Origin of the sequence: Pseudomonas viridiflava (assembly GCF_900602065.1) — a bacterium.
Taxonomy (GTDB): Bacteria; Pseudomonadota; Gammaproteobacteria; order Pseudomonadales; family Pseudomonadaceae; genus Aquipseudomonas.
Window position 1 is genome coordinate 431,812 of the sequence record NZ_UWFN01000265.1, and the last position, 24,022, is coordinate 455,833.

Annotated in this window: 21 protein-coding genes; 7 read left to right on the forward strand and 14 right to left on the reverse strand. The window is 56.9% G+C overall.

Annotated elements, in window-relative coordinates:
• Nucleotides 1–20 precede the first annotated feature (20 nt).
• Entirely contained in the window at nucleotides 21–1,529 is a 1,509-nt protein-coding gene (locus EE949_RS17180) for a hypothetical protein (RefSeq protein WP_122665366.1), read from the forward strand.
• A 74-nt stretch (nucleotides 1,530–1,603) separates the two neighbouring features.
• Here EE949_RS17180 and cyoE read toward each other — a convergent pair whose 3' ends face one another.
• The 7 genes from cyoE to hmpA form a co-directional block, all read right to left on the reverse strand.
• Nucleotides 1,604–2,491, reverse strand: a complete 888-nt coding sequence (gene cyoE / locus EE949_RS17185; protein ID WP_122665367.1) for a heme o synthase — start codon at nucleotides 2,489–2,491, stop codon at nucleotides 1,604–1,606.
• A 10-nt stretch (nucleotides 2,492–2,501) separates the two neighbouring features.
• Nucleotides 2,502–2,837: a cytochrome o ubiquinol oxidase subunit IV gene (cyoD, locus tag EE949_RS17190; protein ID WP_122665368.1), complete on the reverse strand. Its 336-nt coding sequence runs from the start codon at nucleotides 2,835–2,837 to the stop codon at nucleotides 2,502–2,504.
• Nucleotides 2,838–3,461 carry a cytochrome o ubiquinol oxidase subunit III gene (locus EE949_RS17195; protein ID WP_122665369.1) on the reverse strand — a complete coding sequence of 208 codons (624 nt, stop codon included), beginning with the start codon at nucleotides 3,459–3,461 and terminating at the stop codon, nucleotides 2,838–2,840.
• A gap of 2 nt (nucleotides 3,462–3,463) precedes the next feature.
• Nucleotides 3,464–5,482 (reverse strand): cytochrome o ubiquinol oxidase subunit I, encoded by a 2,019-nt coding sequence (gene cyoB, locus EE949_RS17200; protein WP_122665370.1) that lies wholly within the window; start codon nucleotides 5,480–5,482, stop codon nucleotides 3,464–3,466.
• 3 nt (nucleotides 5,483–5,485) lie between these two features.
• On the reverse strand, nucleotides 5,486–6,445 hold the full coding sequence (gene cyoA, locus EE949_RS17205; RefSeq protein WP_122665568.1) for a ubiquinol oxidase subunit II: 960 nt from the start codon (nucleotides 6,443–6,445) through the stop codon (nucleotides 5,486–5,488).
• Between the two features lie 457 nt (nucleotides 6,446–6,902).
• A complete protein-coding gene (locus tag EE949_RS17210; RefSeq protein WP_122665371.1) occupies nucleotides 6,903–7,427 on the reverse strand; it encodes a disulfide bond formation protein B in 525 nt (174 codons plus the stop codon).
• 395 nt (nucleotides 7,428–7,822) lie between these two features.
• A complete protein-coding gene (hmpA, locus tag EE949_RS17215; RefSeq protein ID WP_122665372.1) occupies nucleotides 7,823–9,004 on the reverse strand; it encodes an NO-inducible flavohemoprotein in 1,182 nt (393 codons plus the stop codon).
• A 325-nt stretch (nucleotides 9,005–9,329) separates the two neighbouring features.
• Here hmpA and EE949_RS17220 point away from each other — a divergent pair, with 325 nt between their 5' ends.
• From EE949_RS17220 to EE949_RS17235, 4 genes are all read left to right on the forward strand, one after another.
• The gene (locus EE949_RS17220; protein ID WP_122665373.1) at nucleotides 9,330–10,229 is read left to right on the forward strand and encodes a chemotaxis protein; all 900 of its coding nucleotides are present in this window, start codon (nucleotides 9,330–9,332) and stop codon (nucleotides 10,227–10,229) included.
• Between the two features lie 5 nt (nucleotides 10,230–10,234).
• On the forward strand, nucleotides 10,235–10,732 hold the full coding sequence (locus EE949_RS17225) for a GNAT family N-acetyltransferase (RefSeq protein ID WP_240350611.1): 498 nt from the start codon (nucleotides 10,235–10,237) through the stop codon (nucleotides 10,730–10,732).
• A gap of 43 nt (nucleotides 10,733–10,775) precedes the next feature.
• Nucleotides 10,776–11,096 (forward strand): hypothetical protein, encoded by a 321-nt coding sequence (locus EE949_RS17230; RefSeq protein ID WP_122665374.1) that lies wholly within the window; start codon nucleotides 10,776–10,778, stop codon nucleotides 11,094–11,096.
• Nucleotides 11,097–11,202: 106 nt separating this feature from the next.
• Nucleotides 11,203–11,955, forward strand: coding sequence for a YkgJ family cysteine cluster protein (locus EE949_RS17235; RefSeq protein WP_122665375.1), 753 nt, complete (start codon nucleotides 11,203–11,205; stop codon nucleotides 11,953–11,955).
• Nucleotides 11,956–12,148: 193 nt separating this feature from the next.
• Here the strand turns inward: EE949_RS17235 and EE949_RS17240 are convergent, their stop codons facing one another.
• From EE949_RS17240 to EE949_RS17270, 7 genes are all read right to left on the reverse strand, one after another.
• Nucleotides 12,149–12,373: a hypothetical protein gene (locus EE949_RS17240; protein WP_122665570.1), complete on the reverse strand. Its 225-nt coding sequence runs from the start codon at nucleotides 12,371–12,373 to the stop codon at nucleotides 12,149–12,151.
• A 101-nt stretch (nucleotides 12,374–12,474) separates the two neighbouring features.
• Nucleotides 12,475–13,473, reverse strand: a complete 999-nt coding sequence (locus EE949_RS17245) for a fimbrial protein (RefSeq protein ID WP_430735952.1) — start codon at nucleotides 13,471–13,473, stop codon at nucleotides 12,475–12,477.
• Nucleotides 13,474–13,704: 231 nt separating this feature from the next.
• The gene (locus EE949_RS17250) at nucleotides 13,705–14,436 is read right to left on the reverse strand and encodes a fimbrial biogenesis chaperone (RefSeq protein WP_122665376.1); all 732 of its coding nucleotides are present in this window, start codon (nucleotides 14,434–14,436) and stop codon (nucleotides 13,705–13,707) included.
• On the reverse strand, nucleotides 14,433–16,880 hold the full coding sequence (locus tag EE949_RS17255) for a fimbria/pilus outer membrane usher protein (RefSeq protein WP_240350582.1): 2,448 nt from the start codon (nucleotides 16,878–16,880) through the stop codon (nucleotides 14,433–14,435). Before EE949_RS17255 ends, EE949_RS17250 begins: the two co-directional genes overlap by 4 nt.
• A gap of 244 nt (nucleotides 16,881–17,124) precedes the next feature.
• A complete protein-coding gene (locus EE949_RS17260) occupies nucleotides 17,125–17,871 on the reverse strand; it encodes a fimbrial biogenesis chaperone (protein WP_122665377.1) in 747 nt (248 codons plus the stop codon).
• A 181-nt stretch (nucleotides 17,872–18,052) separates the two neighbouring features.
• Nucleotides 18,053–18,637, reverse strand: coding sequence for a fimbrial protein (locus EE949_RS17265; RefSeq protein WP_122665378.1), 585 nt, complete (start codon nucleotides 18,635–18,637; stop codon nucleotides 18,053–18,055).
• Between the two features lie 331 nt (nucleotides 18,638–18,968).
• Nucleotides 18,969–19,340, reverse strand: a complete 372-nt coding sequence (locus tag EE949_RS17270) for a hypothetical protein (protein WP_122665379.1) — start codon at nucleotides 19,338–19,340, stop codon at nucleotides 18,969–18,971.
• Nucleotides 19,341–19,589: 249 nt separating this feature from the next.
• On the opposite strand from EE949_RS17270, the gene EE949_RS17275 reads away from it, so the two are divergent.
• Together EE949_RS17275 and EE949_RS17280 are read left to right on the forward strand one after the other, a co-directional pair.
• Nucleotides 19,590–20,750: an efflux RND transporter periplasmic adaptor subunit gene (locus EE949_RS17275; protein ID WP_122665380.1), complete on the forward strand. Its 1,161-nt coding sequence runs from the start codon at nucleotides 19,590–19,592 to the stop codon at nucleotides 20,748–20,750.
• Entirely contained in the window at nucleotides 20,747–23,848 is a 3,102-nt protein-coding gene (locus EE949_RS17280) for a multidrug efflux RND transporter permease subunit (RefSeq protein ID WP_122665381.1), read from the forward strand. Before EE949_RS17275 ends, EE949_RS17280 begins: the two co-directional genes overlap by 4 nt.
• Nucleotides 23,849–24,022: the final 174 nt, after the last annotated feature.

The window sequence follows — 24,022 nt, forward strand, 5'->3', positions numbered from 1 at the left end:
ACAGAATGAGCAAACTCGCCATGGAAACAGGCATTAACGTAGCCAGCCCGGTCGCCACCCACGCAGTTGATCGCCGCGTCATGCTGGTGTTGTTCTTTTTGCCGGTCGTCTTTCTGGTGCTGGCAACACTGGCCATAAACGGCGGCATGCTGATGTACACCCTGGACGATCCATATATCCATATCGATCTGGCCAAACGTATCTTCAGCGGTCATTACGGTATTAATCCGGGGGAATACTCAGCCCCATCGTCCAGTATCCTCTGGCCCTTTCTCCTGGCGCCTTTTACCCCACTCGGCAATTTCATGCTGTGGGTTCCGCTGCTACTGAACATTGGCTTCTCGTTTCTGACCTGCTCACTCTTCAACCGCCTGTTGCCAGAGATCAGCTTGGTTCACCGTTTGTGCATCCTCGGCGGATGGTTTCTGGCAACCAATTTCTACGGGCTGATGTTCAACGGCATGGAACACTGCCTGCAGATCTTTCTGGTGACAGTGATTGCACTGGGCGTGCTGCGCAAAGAGTTTTACAGCGAACAAGTGACCCGCAATGGCGTCTATCTGGCCATTCTGGTGCTACCGCTGGTGCGCTACGAAGGGCTGGCGGTGTCTCTCCCCGTCTTGCTGTATCTGCTTTGCAAAGGGGAGCGCCTGAGGCCGCTCATGTGCGGGGCGCTGCTGGTCAGCGCCGTGGCGCTGTTCTCGCTGTTTCTGGCCAGGCTAGGCGTGGGTTACCTGCCCTCCTCGGTCATCGCCAAATCAGACACCAGCGGGCTGTCGTCCATCGCCATGAACGCCATCGGCCAGTTTGAAAAGTATGGCTGGATCATTGTGGCACTCCTGGTGATGTGCGCCTTCATGCCAAACCGCAAGCTGCTGATCATGCTGCTGGTTACGGTGACAGCGCTGCACGCGCTGTTTGGCAAGAACGGCTGGTTCGGCCGTTATGAAATCTACTGGCTGACCTTCCTCGGGGTGTTTTTCCTGCACCTGTGCATCACTCATCTCAAGGCGCGCAGCACAGCCATTATCTTCGCCCTGCTCCCCTTGGCCTTCGCACAACTGGTGTACACCACCCTGAGCACGCCACTGGCCTCAGCAGCGGTGTACAACCAGCAATATCCGATGTCACAAGTCGCCCAGCGACTCAATGCGCCCGTGGCCGTCAATGACCTTGGCCTGGTTGCGCTTAACTCCAGGCAATACGTGCTGGACCTCTGGGGGCTTGGCAACCTTGAGGCCCTGAAACTGCGCAAGACAGAAACTGGCTCCGGCTGGATCAAGGACCTGATGGACCGCAAGAACGTGCACTACGCGTTTATCTACGAAGAGTGGTTCCCCGAGCGCCCGGATAACTGGATCAAGGTCGGTGAACTGCAAATGCATGTGCCCAAGATCGCGACTGCGTTCAATCACGTGGCGTTTTACGCCACCGACGAGGTATCGGCGCAGACCCTCAAGGATGTCATGCAGACTTACGCCCTGGAGCAGCCGACGGGGAAATACGAATTTATCTTCGAGCGTCAGTAGCCCGAAAAGATAGAAGCAAAAAAAACCCGCTGCTCTACCGAGCAACGGGTTTTCTGTTTTCAGGCTGGCCTGGATCAGAAGGCGTAAGTCACCAACAGATCTTTGGTCACCTGAAAGTCCACCGACATCATGAAGCTCAGAGCACTGATGGTGAAGATGGAGAATACGAACAGCTTACGGGCCCAGACAGTGTCGTCCACTGCCTTGTAGCCTTTCCAGGCCATATACAGCCAGTACATGCCCATGCCCGCAGCGACCGCCAGATAGTTGAGCCCGGCGTAACCGCCGAAGGTCAACATCAAGGTGGCCACCAGGAACGCCAGGATGTAGAGCAGGATATGACGCTTGGCGACCTTGATGCCGCGCTCAACCGGCAATACCGGAATCTTCGCAGCCAGATAGTCGTTGAAACGGAAAATCGCGATGGCATAGGAATGCGGCATCTGCCAGAGGCTGAACATCACCAGCAGGGTCAATGCCGCAAAGTCGAAGCTGTTGCTCACTGCGCAGTAGCCGATCACCGGAGGCATGGCCCCCGACAAGCTACCGATCAGCGTGCCGTGTACCGACTTGCGCTTGAAGTACAGGCTGTAGAAGCCGACGTAAATCACGAAGCCAATCACTGCAAGCAACGCCGCGAGCGGGTTGGTTTTGGTGTACAGCAAACCAACCCCGCCAACACCCAGAATCGTTGCGTAGAGCAAGGCCAGTCTCAACGAGACCAGGCCTTGTACCAACACGCGGTTCTTGGTGCGCTCCATCTTCTGGTCGATGTCACGGTCGATGCAGTTGTTGAAAACACAACCGGATGCAACGACCAATGAGGTGCCTATGACTGCGGCCAGAAACATGCCGAAGTCAATTTGCCCTTTGGAGGCCAGAAAAAAGCCACCTGCCACCGAAAGCACGTTACCGAAAATGATCCCCGGCTTGGTGATTTGGATAAAGTGCTTAAGGGACATCAGGGTTACCTCATTTAGCCATCATGACGGTGTGGATGCTGAACATGATCCACAACGAGAGGCCGACCAGCAGAACGATGACCAGCGCAGTGAACGCAAACGCGAACACGTTGTTACGCTGAGCCTCCGAACGATCCAGGTGCAGGAAGTAGCGCAGGTGAACCAGAACCTGTACCACAGCGAAGATCAGAATCGTCGCCAGGGTCGCAGTCTTGGACATCACCGGATACATCACCACGCCGAACGGGATAGCGGTCAGGATCACGGACAGGACGAAGCCGATCACGTAGTCCTTCACACCATGGCTGTGGTCTTCAGCAGAGATATGCGCGTGTGCGTTAGCCATTTACAAAGTCCCCATCAGATAAACAACGGTGAAGACGCAAATCCATACTACGTCCAGGAAGTGCCAGAACAGGCTCAGGCAGCTCAGACGAGTAGCGTTGGTCGACGTCAGGCCGCGAGTCTTGACCTGATACATCATGATGCCCATCCAGATCAGACCGCTGGTCACGTGCAGGCCGTGCAGGCCTACCAGTGCAAAGAAGCCAGACAGGAAGCCGCTACGGCTAGGGCCGTAGCCTTCGACGATCAGGTGATGGAACTCGTAGATTTCCATCGCGATGAAGCCGGCACCGAACAGGAAGGTCAGGGCCAACCAGCCCAGCACTTGACTCTTCTTGCCCTTGTGGACGGCCAGCATCGCAAAGCCGTAAGTAATACTACTGAACAACAGGAACGCGGTTTCGACGGCCACGAATGGCAGCTCGAAAATGTCGTGTCCCGAAGGACCGCCCGCTACGTTGTTGACCAACACCGCGTAGATCGCGAAGAAGGATGCGAACAACACGCAGTCGGTCATCAGGTAGAGCCAGAAACCGTAGACGGTCATTGGCCCCGCATCGTGGTGATCATGCCCGTGGTCGTCATGACCGTGGGCATCTCCTGGATTCAATACTAAGTTCGACATGTTTAAACCTGTTCCAGTGTGGATTTGCCAGGCGTGTATGCACCCTGAGCCACGAGGACCTTGTGCTGCTCACCTTCGATACGCGCCACTTCTTCAGCGGGCACCATGTAGCCTTGGTCGTCACGTGCGGCGTGGATAACGAACGAAACTACGGTCGCCACCAGGCTGGCGATAGCCAACCACCAGATGTGCCAGATCATGGCGAAGCCGAACACTGTCAACAGCAGACCCATCACCAGACCGGTCGCGGTGTTGTTCGGCATGTGAATCGCCGAATAGTGAGCCGGTACGTTGTAAGCAGTGCCGTTACGCTTGGCTTCGGTGAAGGCATCCAGGTCGGTTGCTTTCGGCAGCTCGGCGAAGTTGTAGAACGGCGGCGGCGAAGACGTCGACCATTCCAGCGTGTGGCCATTCCACGGGTCACCAGTCAGATCACGATTCTCTGGCTTGTTGCGGTCACGAACGCTGACGAAGATCTGGATCAGTTGGCATGCGATACCAACAGCGATCAGCATTGCACCCCACCAGGCGATGTCCAGGTACAGGTTCCAGGCCGGGTTATCAGTGGTGTTCAGACGACGAGTCATCCCCAGGAAGCCCAGGAAGTACAGCGGCATGAACGCAATGAAGAAACCGAAGAACCAGCAGTAGAACGCAGACTTGCCCCACTTCTCATTCAGCTTGAAGCCGAATGCTTTAGGGAACCAGAACGCGAAACCAGCGATGTAACCGAATACCGCACCGCCGATGATGACGTTGTGGAAGTGAGCGATGACGAACAGGCTGTTGTGCAGTACGAAGTCAGCACCCGGGATCGCCAACAGAACGCCGGTCATACCGCCGATCGAGAAGGTGATCATGAAGCCCAGAGTCCAGAGTACTGGCGCGGTGAAGCGCAGACGGCCCTGGTAAATGGTGAACAGCCAGTTGAATAGCTTCACACCCGTCGGTAGCGCAATCAGCATTGTCGCCAGACCGAAGAAGGCGTTGACGCTGGCACCCGAACCCATGGTGAAGAAGTGGTGCAGCCATACCATGAAGCCCAGGACGCAGATCCCGCCGCTGGCGTAGATCATCGACTTGTGGCCGAACAGGCGCTTGCCGGTAAAGGTAGAGATGACTTCGGAGAACACACCGAAAGCAGGCAATACCAGAATGTAAACTTCAGGGTGACCCCATGCCCAGAACAGGTTCACGTACATCATCGGGTTACCACCCAACTCGTTCGTGAAAATGTGGAAGTCCAGGTAACGGTCAAGCGTCAGAGCTGCAAGGGTAGCGGTCAGGATCGGGAACGAAGCCACGATCAGAACGTTTGCCCAGGTGCAGGTCCAGGTGAAGATCGGCATTTCCATCAACTTCATGCCAGGCGTGCGCATTTTCAGCACGGTGACCAGGAAGTTGACACCCGTGAGCGTTGTCCCGAGTCCCGATAACTGTAGCGCCCAGATGTAGTAGTCGACCCCCACTCCAGGACTGTAAGCCAGGCCGGACAGTGGCGGGTAAGCAACCCAACCGGTTTTGGCGAACTCGCCGACACCCAGAGAGATGTTGACCAACAGTACGCCGGACACCAGGAGCCAGAAGCTCAGGGAGTTCAGGAACGGGAAGGCAACGTCACGGGCACCGATCTGCAGCGGCACGACGATGTTCATCAGGCCGGTGAAGAATGGCATCGCCATGAAGATGATCATGATCACACCGTGAGCGGTGAAGATCTGGTCATAGTGCTCAGGCGGCAAATAGCCTTCCGAGCCGTTCTGGGCCAAAGCCAGCTGGGTACGCATCATCACGGCGTCGGCGAAACCGCGCAACAGCATGACCATGGCAACGATGATGTACATCACACCGATTTTCTTGTGGTCGACTGACGTCAGCCATTCGGTCCACAAGTAGGTCCATTTTTTGAAATAGCTGATCGCCGCGACCAACGCAAGGCCACCCAGCGCGATCATCGCGAGGGTGATCATGACTATCGGCTCGTGATACGGGATCGCGTCCAGACTTAATTTACCAAACATCGTTTACTCCTCTGCCCCAGCAGCTACATGCTTACCCATGTCCATCCCGACCTGACCGGCTTGAGCCGACTCTTCAGCAGTACCTTCCTGCTCATGAGGGTTTTTCTTGCCTGGTTTCATGCCTTCGTACTTGTCGATGACGGCATTGAACAGATTCGGAGTGACCTCGGAGAACAGCTCGACCGGGTTACGCTCGCTCGGTTTGAGCAAAGCAGCGTATTCCGAAGCTTCAAGCTTTTTAGGTGAACTCTTGACTTCGGCGACCCAGGCGTCGAAATCCGCCTTGGAGGTTGCGGTTGCCTTGAACTTCATGCCGGTGAAACCTGCGCCACTGTAGTTGGCGGAGATACCGTTGAACTCATGGTTCTCGTTGGCGATAAGGTGCAGCTTGGTCAGCATGCCCGCCATGGCGTAAACCTGGCCGCCCAGACCCGGAATGAAGAACGAGTTCATCACCGAATCGGAAGTAATCTTGAAATTGACCGGAGTGTTGGCAGGGAAGACGATCTTGTTGACCGTGGCAATGCCCTGTTCCGGATAGATGAACACCCATTTCCAGTCCAGCGAAATCACTTCGATGGTGACCGGCGGCACGTCGGATTCGATCGGACGATACGGGTCCAGTGCGTGGGTAGACTTGTAGGTGATGTAGAACAGCACCAGCAGCAGGACCATCGGAATGCCCCACACTGCAGCTTCGATCTTGGTCGAGTGAGACCAGTCAGGCGTGTAGGTAGCAGCCTTGTTCGAAGCGCGATATTTCCAGGCGAAAATGATCGTCAGGAAAATGACCGGGATTACCACGATCAACATCAACAGCGTTGCGGTGATAATCAGGTTGCGCTCGTCGAGCCCCACTTGCCCTTTAGGATCGAGCAGAGGCACGCCCTCGCAACCACTGAGCAAAAGCATGCTGAAAAGGGCCAAGAAGCCAAAAAACCTGGGGTACCTTTTTTTACTCATCTCACGACCTCTAAAAGCAAAAGCAGCTTGCGGGTGCAATTGGTTTTCGACCGCCAACACCGAAACCTGCCGGAGTTGGCATATTTTTTTGGATTGAACAAAGCCTGTCACGACGCATGCAAAGCGTAACGACAAATCCATATTTATCTTTAATTTCTTATTCGAATGTGTGGCATCACGCCCGGATTACGGGCCAATTCCCTTTGGTGCGGACATTCATGGTGCTTTCAGAGACCGACTGGCACTACCGGCACAGCCTGCGCAAAAGGCGCTTTTCTGACCTCAAAAATGCTCAGCGCGGGGTGACCCTGCGCGGCAAGTGCGGGGATTGTAGATATCTAGAAATTTAATGACTATGTTTTTTTTAGCAACAGTTTGTATCAGGATCTGTAAAAATCGAGAATCAGCTCACGAAATTTTCACAAGAAATGCCCCTTTTTGTAGGGGCATTATTTCCTCACAAGCCCTGTAGACCGCGGTATTTGCGCCGGTTACGAATGATGCCGATCGGGACCAGTATGACGGTCAATACGAACGCCACCAGCGCCCATTGCGCGAGTGACAATCCGAGGACTGGCGGATAAGGGGTCGTGCAGAAGCCGCCGACCTGGAATCCGATCGGGAACATCGAGGCCAGCGGGAGGCCATCAACGATCGGTTGCAGGATGTCGATGCCGCAACTCTCGGTAGGGTGCGAAAGGATGTAGACATGACGGCCGGCGGCAACGATGCCGCCTATGGCGCTGAGCACCACCAGTGTTTCAAGCGCAGTGATGCTCCGGCGACCTGGCATGGCTGCGCCGATGAAAGCGAAGATTGCGATGAACAGCAGCGCATAGCGTTGCAGGATGCACAGCGGGCAAGGTGCCTCGCCCAGCACGATCTGCATGTACAGCGCCCCGCCGATCAGCGCCAGGCAGATAACGCCCAGCAAGACCAGGAAGCGCTTTTCGCGTTTTAGGTACAACATGTTGTCGATCATTCACATACCTTTCGAAAGGGTGTCCATTCGGACCGTTCGATCAATGCCGGAGGCGTGTAGCAGTGCCCCTTCAGGGCTGACACCGGATTGTAAAGGCACAGCGCCCCGATCGCTCGCGATAATCAGGGGCCATTGAGGACAACTCAAGCCCGCACCCGCCATATGGCCATATTTGGCAGCCCGATGGCGTTCGGCGTGCGAATTCAGCGCTTGAACAAAAGCCCCCCACGCAAAAAAACGCATCCTTCTATATATAGAAGGATGCGGCCATTTGTCGCAGGCAAAATGGATCAGAGCATTCCCGTTAACGCTTTGCAGAAAATGTGGCCCTTGTAGGAAGCACGGTGTCAGCAGAGCTCTTCTATATATAGAAGAGCGCGACTATTTGTCGCACCTCACTCCAGTGCAGAAGCCGGACCGAAAAACTCGAAGCGACTTTGCTTCTCCGGAACACCTGCCGCTTTGAGCTGACGCTTGACGGCCTTCATGAACGCCTTGGGGCCAAGGAAGTACACGTCCACATCCCGTTCCTCGGGCAACCACTGCTCCAGACGTGCCTGATCAAGAAGGCCGACGGCATCACCAGCAGGGCTGACGCCATCATCTTCCGCGTAGCAATAGAATCGTTTTAGCTGCGGGTGCCGGTCCACCAGACCGTCTACCCAATCGCGGAACGCATGCACGCGGCCGTTACGCGCACAGTGAATGAAGTGCACCGGGCGAGAGGTTTCAAGTGCGGCTTCCAGCATTGCCAGGGTCGGCGTAATGCCCACCCCGCCACTGATCAGCACCAGCGGCTTGTCGCTGGTGGTCAGGGTGAACTCACCCGACGGCGGAAACAGCAGCAGGCTGTCGCCCACCTGCAGTTCGTCATGCAGGTAACTGGACACCTTGCCATGAGGCTCGCGCTTGACGCTGATCCGGTACTGAGCGCCACCCGCCACGGCTGACAACGAATAATTGCGGCGCATCTCTTCGTCGCCTATTCGCAACTGCAGGCCAATGTACTGACCCGGCGTGAAATCGAGCAATGGACCGCCGTCCGCGGGTTGCAGGTGGAACGAGGTGATTTCCGAACTTTCAGCAACTTTCGCCGCCAGCCTGAATTCACGGGTACCACGCCAGCCTCCATGCGCCTGGGCCTTCTCCTCGTAGATCGCCCCCTCGGCACCGATCAGCACATCGGCAAGCTGCTGATAAGCGCGGCCCCAGGCTTGCAGTACTTCATCGGTGGCGATCTCCTCACCGAGCACTTCGCGGATAGCACTCAGCAAGCAACTGCCTACAATCGGATAGTGCTCGGGAAGAATCTGCAGCGCGACGTGCTTGTTGATGATTTTCGCCAGCAAGTCACCCAACTGCTCAAGCTCGTCAATGTGCCGGGCGTACATCAACAAGCCATTGGCCAGCGCTCTGGGCTGGTCACCACTGGCCTGATGCGCCGGATTGAACAGCGGCCTTACCTGCGGATACTCGCCGAGCATCTTTTTGTAGAAGTGAGTCGTCAACGTCTCACCGCCGCTTTCGAGCAGTGGCACGGTGGCTTTAACAATGGCACGATCCGAGGCGCTTAACATGATGTACTCCAGGCACACAGGCTTTGTAGAATGTAACCATGGTGTTTCAGGAACCGTGCCAAAATTTACTGCTAGCAAAATCAACAAGTTAGTGTGAAATGGTCAAATAGACACCAGAAATTGGATGGTCATTTTGACTCGCCGCAGTCTTAATGACCCGGCTGCGGTAAATTTCATCCAGGCCCCTATCGGCCACCCGACGGGATCAGGGAAAACCCGCCAGCGTACAAAAAACCTCAAGCGTACCTGCGCAGGGTCGATAACCTATCCAGAGAAGGCTGTTTGCTGCTTACTGCGGCGAAACACTTATTGCCAGAAGGTTTATATGTCCACCAAGAATGTCCGAGCAGATTCACTTTCGCTGCTGCTGTTCACGTTACGCAGCGGCAAGTTGATGGCGATCAACTTGCTCAAGGTCAGTGAGATCATCCCCTGCCCTGCCCTGACACGACTTCCAGAATCGCACCCGCACGTCAAAGGCGTTGCCACGCTGCGAGGCGCCTCGCTTTCCGTGATTGACCTCAGTCGGGCCATTGGTGAAAAGCCGCTGGTCGACCCGGATGGCGGCTGCCTGATCGTCACCGATGTCAGCCGTTCCAAGCAGGGCCTGCATGTTCAGGCTGTGAGCAAGATCGTCCATTGCCTGACCACTGACATTCGCCCGCCGCCATTTGGCGCCAACGGTCGTTCGTTCATTACGGGCGTGACCCAGGTAGACGGGACGCTGGTACAGGTGCTGGACATCGAAAAAGTCATCCACGGGATTGCTCCGGCGCAGATCGTCGCGCAACCGGATGAATTGACCATGGAAGAAGCCGAGTTGTTGGCGGCAACGCGGATCCTGGTCGTCGATGACAGTCAGGTAGCGCTGCAGCAATCGCTGCTCACCTTGCGTAACCTGGGCCTGGATTGCCACACGGCGCGCAGCGCCAAGGAAGCCATTGACGTATTGCTGGAACTGCAGGGCTCTCCCGCGCAAATCAACGTGGTGGTATCCGATATCGAAATGTCCGAGATGGACGGCTACGCACTGACTCGGACCCTGCGTGAAACGCCTGATTTCCAGGACCTGTACATCCTGCTGCACACGTCCCTGGACAGCGCCATGAACAGTGAAAAAGCCAGGCTCGCGGGCGCCAACTCGGTACTGACCAAGTTCTCCTCGCCGGAGTTGACCCGCAGCCTGATCGTCGCCGCACGGGCGGTACAGGCCCAAGGCGCGTGAATGTGATGGAACGCCTCGGCGGATCTGACCGGCATTGCTGGCTGATGCGCCGCGATCTTGATCGCTTGCCTGCGGCAGAGGCGTGGCCACCTCACATTCACATTACCGCGTTCACCCTTGAGGATGCGCCGCAAGCCTATGCCCTCTTGCGGCAGAGTTACGCCGATGATGCAGCGCTGCCTGACTACCCGGACTGGGTAAACACCTGGAAGACCGACCCCGAATACGATCCGGCCTTATGCTTCGCCCTTCATGACGATCAGGGCATGATCGGCCTGATTCAGGGCTGGACCAGCGCGTTCATCAAAGACCTGGTGATCCACCCCCGGGCCAGAAACCAGGGCTTGGCGCTCCAGTTGCTTAACCACGTATTCCGCATTTTTCACCAGCGGCGCGAGGCTTTTGCAGACCTCAAAGTCATGGAAAACAACCTGCCCGCACGTTGCCTGTACGAGAAAGCAGGCATGCGCTATGTGCAGCGGCTGGAAACCAACCAGGCCTGATCTGGCATACTCCACCATCAATCGATGACCATGGAGAACGACTATGAAAGCGTCTACCTTCCTGTTGATAGCTTGCGCGGCACTCGCCGGCCAGGCCAACGCCGCCAGCCCGGATGCCTGGATAGCCCTGGAGAAAGCGGTTATCGAGAGCTGCATGAAAGCCAGCCAGCTCAAGGAAGTACGAGCTGTCGGCAAGACAGGGTTTGACGACAACCTCGGTTATGAGGCGCTCATGCTCAGAGGCCGCTACCCGCAGCCGCACATGAAAAATCAACCAGGGGCCGAGCTGTGCCTGTACAACCGGCAGAGCAAAAAAGCCACGGTCAGTGAGTGGACCGAGCTGCCCGCTAACCTGAAAAAGTAACAGCGCCCCACGCTGGCTCATAACTTGCTTCGAACACCGTCTCAGTCGTGCCTGCAACCCTGGCCTGTGCAGCGCGCGACGCCTGTCATGACGGACCTCTATCGCAATGAATACCCGATTTTCCTGTGTCGGTTGCGGCCGCTGCTGCACCGACCACCACGTCCCCCTGACACTCGGTGAAGCCTTGCAATGGGCGGCCGACGGCGGATCACTGATCATCCTGACCGAGGCATTTCTGGCTGATGGTTATGGTGTGCCTGAAGCGCAACTGACTCACGCCACGCGTCGCTCAACGCGAGTCCAGAGTGGCATGACCCAGGCGCAGGTGGCGATCACTTTCGCCGCCTATAACGTCGGTCCTTGCCGGAATCTTGACGCAGACAAGCTCTGTCGGATTTATGACCGTCGGCCGCTGGTGTGCCGGATCTATCCGATGGAGATCAATCCGCATATTCCTTTGCGCCCACAAGCCAAGGACTGCCCACCCGAGTCCTGGGAGCAGGGTCCGGATCTGATCGTGGGTGGAGAATTGGCCGACACCGAACTCAGCCGCCTGATTGAACAATCTCGCCAGGCCGACCGCGAAGACATCGGCGCTAAAGAAGCGATCTGCCAACGCCTCGGAATTCGTGCCACGGCGTTGAAAGGCAATGGCTTCGTTGCGTACTTACCGGACATGGACGCTTTCGCCACCGCCGTGATGGACCTGGTGGACGGCAATGACGCAGCCGCCGTCAACGATGGCTGGACGTTTCACGTGGCGGGCGACGCGGTTATCGACACACTAAATCTGGCCGGGGCCAAGCTGGCCACGGGCGAACCTGCGGGGTACATGTTTATTCCGCTCCAGGCGGTCTGACAGCAGCCTCACTCTCATCAAACTACTGGATTGAAATGCATTTTCTGTAGGAGCTGCCGAAGGCTGCGAAGGATTTATCCTGAAACACCGCGATCGCAGCCTTCGGCAGCTCCTACAGGGAATTGAGCTAGCAGGAAACACGGAATCCCTCCCGCAGAATCCCACGTCACACTCACAACATCCCGCCTACGGTTTAACGCTTGCCCATCGACTTGCGCGTGCCGTGTGGCGCGGCGCCAGGGGTTTTGTTGTGGCCGTGCTTGTTCGACTTCTGATACCAGGGCTGGTCCGTTTTCGACTGCGCGAAGTCTGCAGGCTTGAAAGGAAAGCTGAACGCAGGGACCGACGCCTTTTTGTCCGTAGCCGAATCTTCGGCAATGACAGTTTCAGGAGCCGGTGTGGGGTCGATAGAAGTCATGAAAAGCTCCAGAAATTGGCAATCAGTCGTCGAAAGGTCGCGCAGCATACCTGAATCATTTACCCGCCGCCTGCACAGCCGGAACCTCCTATCAGCTGAAGCTATTTGTAAAACAGGTCAACCATGACTTCGGCCTCGAAAGGCCCGGCTTTAGGGTTGTTTTTTTGCCAGACCAGCTCGGCATTGAAGTCCACACTGCTCGTCTGGGTGTCGTTGAGCAGATCAGCCAGATGAAAAGGTTCGTTGTAACTCAACACGGATTCATCACGAGCGCTCAGGATGCGGATGCCCACGCTGTCATTGGCAACCGGGATCAGATAGTTGCCCGACAATTTGCCACTGACCGGTTTGAAGCGTGCACCAAGACTGAACGGTGACTCACAACTGCGTCGGGTGACAAGCGAGAATGGCCGGCGCTCGATGACCTTGCCCACCGCAACGTGCTGAATGCCGACGTTGCCGAATTCCACGGTTTCAGGCACGACTTGCAACTGCGCATCACAGGCGACAAATCGCAGCCCGTTGAGGTTATTGATCCGGTAATTGAGGCTGTGATCCGGCAACGGATTGAGCCCTTTGCCGCTGTCGAGCTGGAACACCCGGTAATCAAGCAGATCACTGGCAACGCCGGAGTGAGGGATTGGCCCGAACTTTTGAATGAACACGGAGAAGGCCAGGTTGAATCGGACCTTGGGGCAGGCGCCGATATTGCCCTCGCCTTCGTGACAAACAGGCAGGTAATGACCCGTACCGATTCGCCCACTGCTCTGCGTATGGTCGACTCCCGCTAACGTGATGCCAGCCCGAATGCCCTGACCGACCTTCAGGTTGTCCGGATTCAGGTAGAGAACAACTTCTTCCTGAGCGGCCAGCGCGCCGTCCTTGATGCATTCGATCTGAAGGTCCTGCCGCCCGGATCGCCAGACAACATCCCCGTCGGGCACGCTCGCAGGGATCGCCACGCTGCTGTCAAGATCAGCCCGAACCACCGTTTCCCCCGAGCCTTGAGTTTTGCAGATCATCGCGAAGCTGGTGGCCGGGGTTAGCAATAGAGCCAGCAGAAGCAAGGCCCTGCACGCGCCGCCCCGTCGCCAATGCACCTCGCTGTCGCGCAACAAACTCGGCTTTATGTGGGAGCGGTGCTTGCCCGCGATAAAGGCGACGCGGTCTGAAGGATAAAACGCGGTGTTTTTATCGCGGGCAAGCACCGCTCCCACATAAAAATCGTATCTATTCCGTGATTTATATTTTGCTGGACAGGAACGCACGTCTACAGGGAGGGCCTTCAAGCTCAGAAAATCGCGTGCAGTCTGGAGATAGGTATTCATCATTCAGCAGTCCTTTTGCCGGTGTTCAGTGTTGTCAAAGCCGTCGCTTTTGCCCGCAGCGCAGTAAGCATCCGCACCGCCATAATCGTTCAGCGCCTTGAACGACAGATTCCGTATCCCGCGCGCAGCAGGAACAGGCATCTCATGGCTGGCACCTGGCGCCAGTAGCAGGTAGTCGCTGACAGCCACCTCACCCAGCCGCACATCCTGTAACGCGGCATGGTAAGAAGTCGGATTACTCACGCTCAGCGACGTTGAAGCGAGCGTCCAGCTCAATCGGGAGGCGGTTGTGGCCGGATCATCAGCGAGTCCGGCAGGGCGGTAGAAGACGTTGATGCGCTGGCGGATGGCAATGCTCAACGCGTGGGTGACTTCAGTGCGCCTTGGAATTTCCAGTACGTACAGGTGCAGCAGGGATTCTCCAGTCAATGGCATGCCCTGACCTTGATACAGAACCCTTAACGTCTGCTTGCCGCGCGCTTCCAGGTGGGCCAATTGAGGGCTGAGCACGAATGGCAGCTCGACGGCGGCACCTTCAAGACTGCCGTCAATGTTGGCCGGATCGCTTAGCCAGGACTGGATCAACACTTCATGCTCACTGCCATTGACAACTTGAAGGCTTGCCTCGGGGAAGCGGCCATCAAAGATCAGCCGCGTCCCGCTCAGGGACACCGCAGCGTGCGCACTAGAACTTGCCAGTAACGCAGCGAGCCCCAGATAAACAAGCGTCGTCATTGGCAGATCACCCGGATGCGCTCGTAGGCACGCGACGGATCACGAGCCGGCAACGAGAACGGTGCACGACAGCTTCGATCAGCCCACCTGACACGCAACTCACTGCTGTCCTGTTCGCTCAGGACAAGCGCCCGACCGGTGGGGTCAACCAGCGCCAAAGCCTTGCCTTCAGGCGTTTCGACACTGGCACCCAAAGGAATTCTGCTGCCGTCGGCTTGAACCAGCTCGAACTGAACACGGCGCCCGGTTGAAGCCTTGAAGCGCACCACAGGCATCGCGCCGCGACGCGGAACAATCTGGTTGACCGCGTTATCCAGTTCAACGTCCGCGCCGAGTTGCCGGGTATCCAGGCTGACCCAGTTGCTTCGATAGGGCTGCGCGTAAGGCAACACTGCGTAGCCATTGGCTGCGGTCTCGACATTGCTGAAGCTGGTCAGTCGGGCACCGCCGACCTTCGGGACCTCTACCAGAGCAAAGGTTTCCCCCAGTGACTGCCCCAGGTTTATGCCCCCGCCATGAACCAGCACAGAACCGGACGCCCCCAGACTCAAGGCATTGTAATCACGACCCTGGCTATAACCTGCCTCGAAGCGGCCGTAGGGCTGGGTGGTGTTGAGCTTTCCGGAGCCAAAACTGCCTGAACTGCTGTCGTGCCCGGCCTGTACCGAATAGAACGCGTGGCGCTGATCAAGCACCTGACCACTGAGGCCCGCTTGCGCGTTGTAATCGCCCGCGCTGTCTCGTACGCCATTGAAAGACAGCCGCGAAGCGCTGGAGCTTTCTCCCAGTGGCAAAATCAGGCTGACGGCGATTCGATTGTCGCTCTCACCCTGCCCGTCGCGACCGAAATCACGATTGTTTTCCAGCGACAGGCTGTAACTGAGCGACCGCCAGGCAGCGTTATACGCCAGGTAGAACTGCCGGGTTTTGCCTTCCATGCGCCAATACCGCTGTTCCGAGGCGGTCAGACTCAGGCTGCCGAACTGCGCAGGCAAGGTCTGAGTAACAGTCAGCTCCATGCGGTCTTTCGGACGGCCGATCATTGCCCGACGAAAACGTGCGCGGGCTGATTCGACGTGCTCGTTCAAGGACAGGTAGAGGTCGGTGGAATATCGATAACCAGCCACTGCAAACGTGGTGTCGGTGGCATTCAGGGTATTGGCGTATCGCACCCGTACGCTCTGTCCCGCCTGACTCTGCTGATCAGTCTCGCTGATGGAGTGGGTCAGGTCGGCTGACAGTGCGCCGTATCCGGTATTGAGACCGGCGCCGATATTGGTTGCCTGATAATCCTCAGCCAACTGCAAACCACCAAAGCCCGTGACCCGCTCGGACACGCCGTAAATCAGACCCAGGCTGCCAAACATCGGGCTGGCTGCGTCATCACTGCCGCTGTCGACCTGCCCTGCTGCAAGGCTGTAGCGAAATGCACCTGCAGGCACCATGATCGGCAGCGAAGCATAGGCCTGGGTGAAAGTGCGCCGACGGCCATCGGCTTCGATAATGGTGACTTGCAGATCACCATTGGAGCCGCTCGGGTAGATATCAGTGATCTCGAACGGCCCAGGCGACACATTGCCGCTGTAGAGCAAAAAACCGTTTTGCCGAACTTCCACCGACGCGTTGGTTTCGGCGGTGCCGCGAATCACCGGCGCATAATTACGCTCACTGTCGGGCAGCATGGCATCGTCGGAGCTCACTCCCACACCGAGAAAACGCACACTGTCGAATATCTGTGAATCGGTAAACGTCTCACCGAGGGTCAACTGACTGCGCAGCGTACTCAGATCCCTTTGCAGATATGTCCGATTGCTGCTGAAACGATAAGACTGATTGTCACCATAGGCCAATGAGGACTCGTTGCGTAACCGCCACGCACCAAGGTTCAGGCCATTGCGCAGCCCCAGGTAGTACTGATCGGTCTTCTCACGCTGGTTGCTGCGACGCACAGCGTTGAACGAGTAGCTGGCAAAAGCTGCTGACTCCCCCCCGTCCCACAACTCCGGTGGTACATAGCCCCTGGCGCTGCGTTGCATGACTGCTTGAGGCACGCTGATGTTCAGGCGTAACGCGCCGGGTTGGTAATCCACACGCGCGAATTCGATGTGTGCGGGCAAGTCGTAACACGTCTGCGGACTTTGCTGCGGCTGTCCAGCCTGCAGACGCTCGATATCAAGACCGAAACCCTGAAGCATCTCCAGCGTTAGACAAGGCTCGATACGACCGGATTGAGCATTGCGGGTGAAGACGATATCGCGCCGACCGCTCAATGCACGATTGACGTAAATATCCACCCGATACGTTCCCGGCAACACCGTATTGGCCTGCAAAAATTCGGTGAGTTCCGGCGGCTGGTCGCTGCCCTGAATAAACGCGGTATTGAACTTCACAACGGCGACCGGCGCACTCTCTACAGCCCAGGTCTGCGCTGTCAGTAAGGGCATCAGGGCCAATGCCATACCGCCTTTTAAACCCGTTGATTTGAACCCCTTTGTTAACGGCAGGATGGATCCCGGGGTTAGTTCCCCAATGTTGTTGTCAAGCCATTCCATTAGCTGCTTCCACTCGATCTAGAAGTTCTGGGTCACACCCGAATCCCTTTCAGGCAGACACACAACTACCGAGCCGTCGCGCATGACGCGGCTCAAATTGGGTAAGTAACGCGTAACTAAAACTACGTGCCGGCTATCAAGGTTCCACTTTGATGGCCTGGGTGATCTCGCCAGTTTTCAGAGCAGCGCGGTAAACAACCTGACCGCCGAAATCATTAATACTGATGAAACTCAGCAACGCTCCGTCGCCGGGCGAATTCAACGGTAGTTGCAGTTGCTGTCCGGGAGCGATCATCTGGCTGTCTTTGCTCAGCAACTCGCTGCCGGCACGCTGTGCAGCGATCATGACCATCGAAACGTGAAACGGTCCGGGGTTTTCAACGTGCACGGTATTATTTGTATCCAGTTTCCAGCGCAGGTTAGCGGGCGCTTCGGCGACATCGCCCACCAACCCTTTGGGCCGGAAGAACAACTTCATGCGCTGCCGAATCGCGATCTGCAATGTGTTTTGCGCGGCAACCTGGGGGATCTCCTGAACGTTGAGCCAAAGCACTGACTCCCGATCCTGTGGCATGTCCATCCCGGCATAGATGATTCGTACCAATTGCCTGCCATCACCCGGTAAGCGGGCTATCGCCGGGGTTATGACAAAAGGCAGATTATTCGGATCCGTATACTCGGCACTTGGCTCAAGCCAACTTTGTACAAGGATCTCTTTATTTCCGGCGTTATGTACGCCGAAACTGACTTCCTTGTCTGACCCGGGATAAATGATGCGTGTGGTGTTGATCACGATGCTTGCTTGCACACTGGCGCTGAGCAGTAACAGCCATCCAGCCACTGAAACCAACAGGACCACACGACGGTGTAGGAACAAAAACATGCTGACGCTCGCCTTGTACTTGATATGAAATACCACAGCGTCTTTAACAAGACACTGCCCGCAGGACCGGGCTTGAACCGCAAGCGGTTAAAGCAGGTCCTGCGGACGTCCATACCTTTCAATATTCTATGGAGATGCGTAACCGCAGACGGAACGAGCGCTGCTCGCTCCGGCCAGCGTATTACTCGTAATCCAGCGTGAACGGCAGGTCGCCCATGGCGGTACCTGGTCGGGTTGGCGTGCCGTTGAGCATGTAGACGCCAGCCAGGTTGAGCTCAGCGGTGGCACCATCAGCGCCGTCCTTGACCAGTGGTTTGTCGATGGTTCCAGTGCCGGACAGATCCATCAGTTGATTCGAAGCGTTAAGCACACCGATGGCAACACCGCCTGCCGAACCGGTGACACGAAGTAACTTGCTGTCATTGTCATCCGTGCCATGGCCCATTCCGGCTTTAAAGCGCATCTTCACCAGATTGTATTGATCGGCACCCGCGGTGCAGTTGACCAGCAACTGGATAGGCGTCGCGGTCTCGAGCCTGTTTTCGCCAGAGGTGCCAATGTCAGAGAACGAAACGTTGCCTAGATCGACAGCAATATCGCCAGGCTGATTACCCGGGCCAGTCCCGGTCCCAGGTGCAACACTGCAGGAAATATTGGTCAGGGTGCCGGTAAATTTCAGCACGCCATTGTTCGCAGCATTGGCCGTATTAGTCAGGCTCAAAGCCATAGCGCCACTAATGGCCAGCGCAAGAGTGATAGTTTTCATATTAACGACATTCCTTGTGTTATTTCGTGTATGCCCTGAATCGGACGCCACGCACTATAAGGTTCGATCTGCGTGATCGATGTCGTCTTTTTTACTTTGATTAGATGGATTAACCCACGCAACTTGCAGGAACTTTCCGTAGGACTAACCCCGAACTCTTGCGCAGGCCACGTCATGTATAGCCTGGCGACAATACCTGATAATAGAGGTCGGGTAAAACCTCAGACAAAGTTGACAGCAACACTACAAACGCCAAAGCTTTTTGCTACCAAACCTTTCACTTGTTTTATCAAGGTACAGGTTTAGTAGCAGGTATTTCATTCCCGCAACGCTATTGGTAAGTCAGGGTCAGTATTCCCGATCCGGCGCTGTAGTGACTGGAGAGTACTACCGGCAGCGCCTGATACTGCGCAGAGAACGGTATGACTGAAGCCGCGCAGGCGTTGTGCGCGGTGTCGACAACAATGGACAGGTGTTCAGACACCTTGACCCGTTGAGTGTTGGCCCTCTCCTGCGCATTCGTCGACTGCAGCACCGCGCAACTGGCATTGCTGATGTGCCCGGTAAAACTCAGCTGCCCTTCGGACGCTTGCGCCACTAAAGCGCTCATGCAGAGGGGAGCCACCATCACAAGGGCGATGACCTTGCGCACCTCATGAACGACGTCCAGACACCGATTGAAACTTGAGACGCTGCGTTTCATAGGCTTGCTCCGAGTTATACGTTCTGATCAGTACAAAGAGCCAAACGGAACAAGCAGTAGAATTTCCGCAGATTCCTTTCTATGGATATCGTCTCGGGCCGGGCTTTCTTGATAACGTTCGCGGGTCGTGTGCTTTTCTTGCTGACAATTCTGACAGGCGGCCGTCACTCTGCTGACCGGGTTGGCGGGTTATAAGAGACAAGCCAACATCGACACACTTCCCTATCCCGACTTTCCGGCGTCTCTCGAATGCGTAAACAGACCAGAACCGTCCTTGCCGTTGTTGTGATCGCAGGCTTGATCGGTGTTTCCAGCTGGAGTCTGACCCGTCCAGCCACAGCCAAAATAAGCGCGCCGGTGGCGGTACCTGTCAAAGTCGTCAAAGTGACCGAGGAAGATGTACCGCGCTTCGTGACGGGGATAGGCTCGGTACTGTCGCTGCACAGTGTGGTGATCAGGCCTCAGGTGGACGGCATCCTCACCAAAGTGCTGGTCAAGGAAGGGCAAACGGTCAAAGCCGGAGATCTGTTGGCGACGATTGATGACCGGGCAATCCGCGCAACCCTGGAACAGGCCAAAGCGCAGTTGGCGCAAAGCAAAGCACAGCTGGACATGGCCCAGGTCGATCTCAAGCGCTACCGGCTGCTCAGCGAGGACAACGGCATTTCCAGACAGACTTTCGACCAGCAGCAAGCCACCGTTCATCAACTCAAAGCCACCGCGATGGGTAACGACGCAGCCATTAACGCCGCCCAGGTGCAGTTGTCGTATACGCAAATTCGCTCACCGGTGAGCGGCCGGGTAGGGATTCGCAACGTCGATGAAGGCAACTTTCTGCGCGTCAGCGATGCTCAGGGCCTGTTTTCCGTCACACAGATTGATCCCGTCTCGGTCGAGTTCTCGCTGCCGCAACAAATGCTGCCGACCCTGCAAGGTTTGATCGCCTCCAGCACGCCAGCGGCGGTCAAAGCATTCCTCGGTGATGGCGACAACGGTACGCTGCTGGGCGACGGCAAGCTGACCTTGATCGACAACCAGGTCTCGGCCACCACCGGAACCATTCGCGCCAAGGCCGAGTTCAGTAATCCGAAACAACTGTTGTGGCCAGGCCAGTTGGTCACGGTGAAAATCCAGACAGCGGTTGAGCGCGACGCCCTGCGAGTGCCTCCACAGGTGGTACAGCGCGGCATCGACCAGCACTTCGCGTTCAGGGTCAATGGTGACAAGGTTGAGGTAGTGCCGGTGCAGGTCCTGTATCAGGACAGTGCCCTGATGCTGATATCCGGTCCCAAGGCAGGCGACGTCCTGGTCAGCGACGGTCAATCACGACTGAAGGCCGGATCGCGAATCGAAGTGCTGCGTGACACGACCGAGAGTAGCCAGACGGCCAATCTGGACGGCACACGATGAAGGGCCGCGGCTCGATTTCCGCTTGGTGCGTAGACCATCCGGTCGCCACCTTGCTACTGACGTTTGCCATGGTCTTGTTGGGGGCGATTGCCTTCCCTCGCCTGCCGGTTGCACCGCTGCCGGAGGCCGAGTTTCCGACTATTCAGGTGACAGCCCAATTGCCCGGCGCAAGTCCGGAAACCATGGCGTCGTCGGTCGCGACACCGCTGGAAGTGCAATTCAGCGCGATCCCCGGCATGACCCAAATGACTTCCAGCAGTGCGTTGGGCTCGACTAACCTGACCCTGCAATTCACCCTCAATAAAAGTATCGATACCGCCGCGCAGGAAGTTCAGGCTGCGATCAATACCGCCGCGGGGCGCCTTCCCGCTGACATGCCCAATTTGCCAACATGGCGCAAGGTCAACCCGGCCGACAGCCCGGTGCTGATTCTCAGCGTCAGCTCCAATCTGATGCCGCCCACCGAACTCAGCGACGTCACCGAGTCGTTGCTGGCAAGGCAACTCAGTCAGATCGACGGTGTGGGTCAGGTGTTCATTACCGGCCAGCAACGCCCGGCGATTCGCGTGCAGGCTGCGCCGGAGAAGCTTGCTGCACTGGGCCTGACGCTGGCGGACATCCGCGTCGCGGTGCAGCAGACCAGTCTTAACCTCGCCAAAGGTGCGTTGTACGGCAAAGACAGCGTGTCCACGATCGCTTCCAACGATCAGCTATTCCGGCCTCAGGATTACGCGCAACTGATCGTCTCTTACAAGGACGGTGCGCCCGTGCACCTGAAGGATGTGGCGCGGGTCATCAACGGTTCGGAAAACGCCTACGTGCAGGCCTGGTCGGGTGATCAGCAAGGCGTCAACGTCACGATCTTCCGCCAGCCCGGCGCAAATATCGTGGAAACCGTGGATCGCATTCAGCGCGAACTGCCACGTCTGCTGGAAATGCTTCCGGCATCAGTTGACGTTTCGGTACTCAATGACCGTACCCGAACCATTCGCGCCTCGCTGCATGAGGTGGAACTGACGCTGGTGATCGCCATTCTGCTGGTGGTCGCGGTCATGGCGCTATTCCTGCGGCAGCTCTCGGCAACCCTGATCGTCAGCGCGGTGCTGGGGGTCTCGCTGGTTGCCAGTTTCGCAATGATGTACGTGTTTGGTTTCAGCCTGAACAACCTGACGCTGGTGGCGATTGTGGTGGCCGTCGGGTTCGTGGTGGACGACGCTATCGTCGTGGTGGAGAACATCCACCGACACCTTGAAGCCGGTGACGGCATGCGTGAAGCGGCGATCAAGGGTTCGGGAGAAATCGGCTTTACGGTGGTTTCCATCAGCTTCTCGCTGGTGGCGGCCTTTATTCCGTTGCTGTTCATGGGCGGTGTGGTCGGGCGGCTGTTCAAGGAGTTCGCCCTGACCGCGACCGCGACCATTCTGATCTCGGTCGTCGTTTCACTGACCCTGGCGCCAACACTGGCGGCCCTGTTCATGCGCGCACCAAAACATGATCCACACGCGAAGCCGGGGTTCAGTGAACGCCTGTTGGCGCTTTACGAGCGCGGGCTGAACAAGGCGCTGGCCCATCAACGGATCATGCTCGGGATTTTTGGCCTGACGCTGGTATTGGCAGGCGTTGGCTACGTGCTGATTCCGAAAGGGTTCTTTCCGGTGCAAGACACGGCTTTTGCCCTTGGTACCAGTGAGGCTGCGGCAGATATTTCCTACCCCGACATGGTGGAAAAACACCTGCAACTGGCAAAAATCGTCGGTGCCGATCCTGCCGTTCAGGCGTTTTCCCACTCGGTGGGCGTCAGCGGCAGCAACCAGACCATCGCCAACGGACGCTTCTGGATCTCCCTCAAACCAAGAGGTGAGCGTGACGTGTCGGTGAGTGAGTTCATCGACCGGATACGTCCGAAGCTGGCGAAAATCCCCGGCATTGTCCTGTACCTGAGGGCCGGGCAAGACATCAATCTCAGCCCCGGCCCGAGTCGCAGCCAGTATCAGTATGTGCTCAAGAGCAATGACGGTCCGCTGCTCAACACCTGGACCCAGCGCCTGACGGAAAAGCTGCGAAGCAATCCGGCGTTCCGCGACTTGTCCAACGACCTGCAACTGGGCGGTAGCGTCACTCACATCAATATTGATCGTAGCGCCGCTGCCCGTTTCGGGCTGACCACCAATGACGTTGACCAGGCCCTGTATGACGCTTTCGGTCAACGGCAGATCAGCGAGTTCCAGACCGAGATCAACCAGTACAAAGTGATTCTGGAACTGGACGCCAAACAACGTGGCAAGGCCGAAAGCCTGGCGTATTTTTATCTGCGCTCGCCGCTGACCAACGAGATGGTGCCGCTGTCGGCGCTGGCCAAAGTCGGCGCGCCTACCATGGGTCCGTTGTCGATTGCCCATGACGGCATGTTCCCGGCCGCCAACCTGTCCTTCAACTTGTCCCCCGGCGTTGCGTTGGGCGATGCAGTGCGCATGCTCGATCAGGCCAAAAACGAGATCGGCATGCCAGCCTCCATCATCGGTAACTTCCAGGGGGCGGCGCAGGCGTTTCAGAGTTCGCTGGCCAATCAACCCTGGTTGATTCTCGCGGCGCTGGTGGCGGTGTACATCATTCTTGGGGTGCTTTATGAGAGCTTCGTCCACCCACTGACCATTATTTCCACCCTGCCCTCGGCGGGTATCGGCGCGCTGCTGTTGTTGTGGTTGATGGGACAGGATTTTTCGATCATGGCGTTGATCGGTGTGGTCCTGCTGATCGGCATTGTCAAGAAGAACGGTATCCTGCTGGTGGACTTCGCCCTTGAGGCACAACGCGACCGGGGCATGAGCCCCCTGGACGCCATTCATGAAGCCTGCCTGACGCGTTTCCGCCCGATCATCATGACGACACTGGCCGCGCTACTGGGCGCCCTGCCCTTGATGCTCGGTTATGGCGTCGGCGCCGAACTGCGCCAGCCGCTGGGGATTGCGGTGGTCGGCGGGCTGTTGGTCAGTCAGATGCTGACGCTGTTCACGACGCCGGTGATCTACTTGCAGCTGGAGCGGGTGTTTCATAAGCGAAAGGCTGAGCCTGAGCCGGCTTTGGTCATGCAAAAGTGATGACCAATAAGAGACCTGTAGGAGCTGCCGAAGGCTGCGATCGCTGCATGTCAGGATAAATGCTTCGCAGCCTTCGGCAGCTCCTACAGAAGATGCGCTTCAATTCAGTGGTATGCGCGTTGTTTGATAAGAGCCCACAAGGTCCAGCGCATTTAAAAAGTTATGGTTCACCTA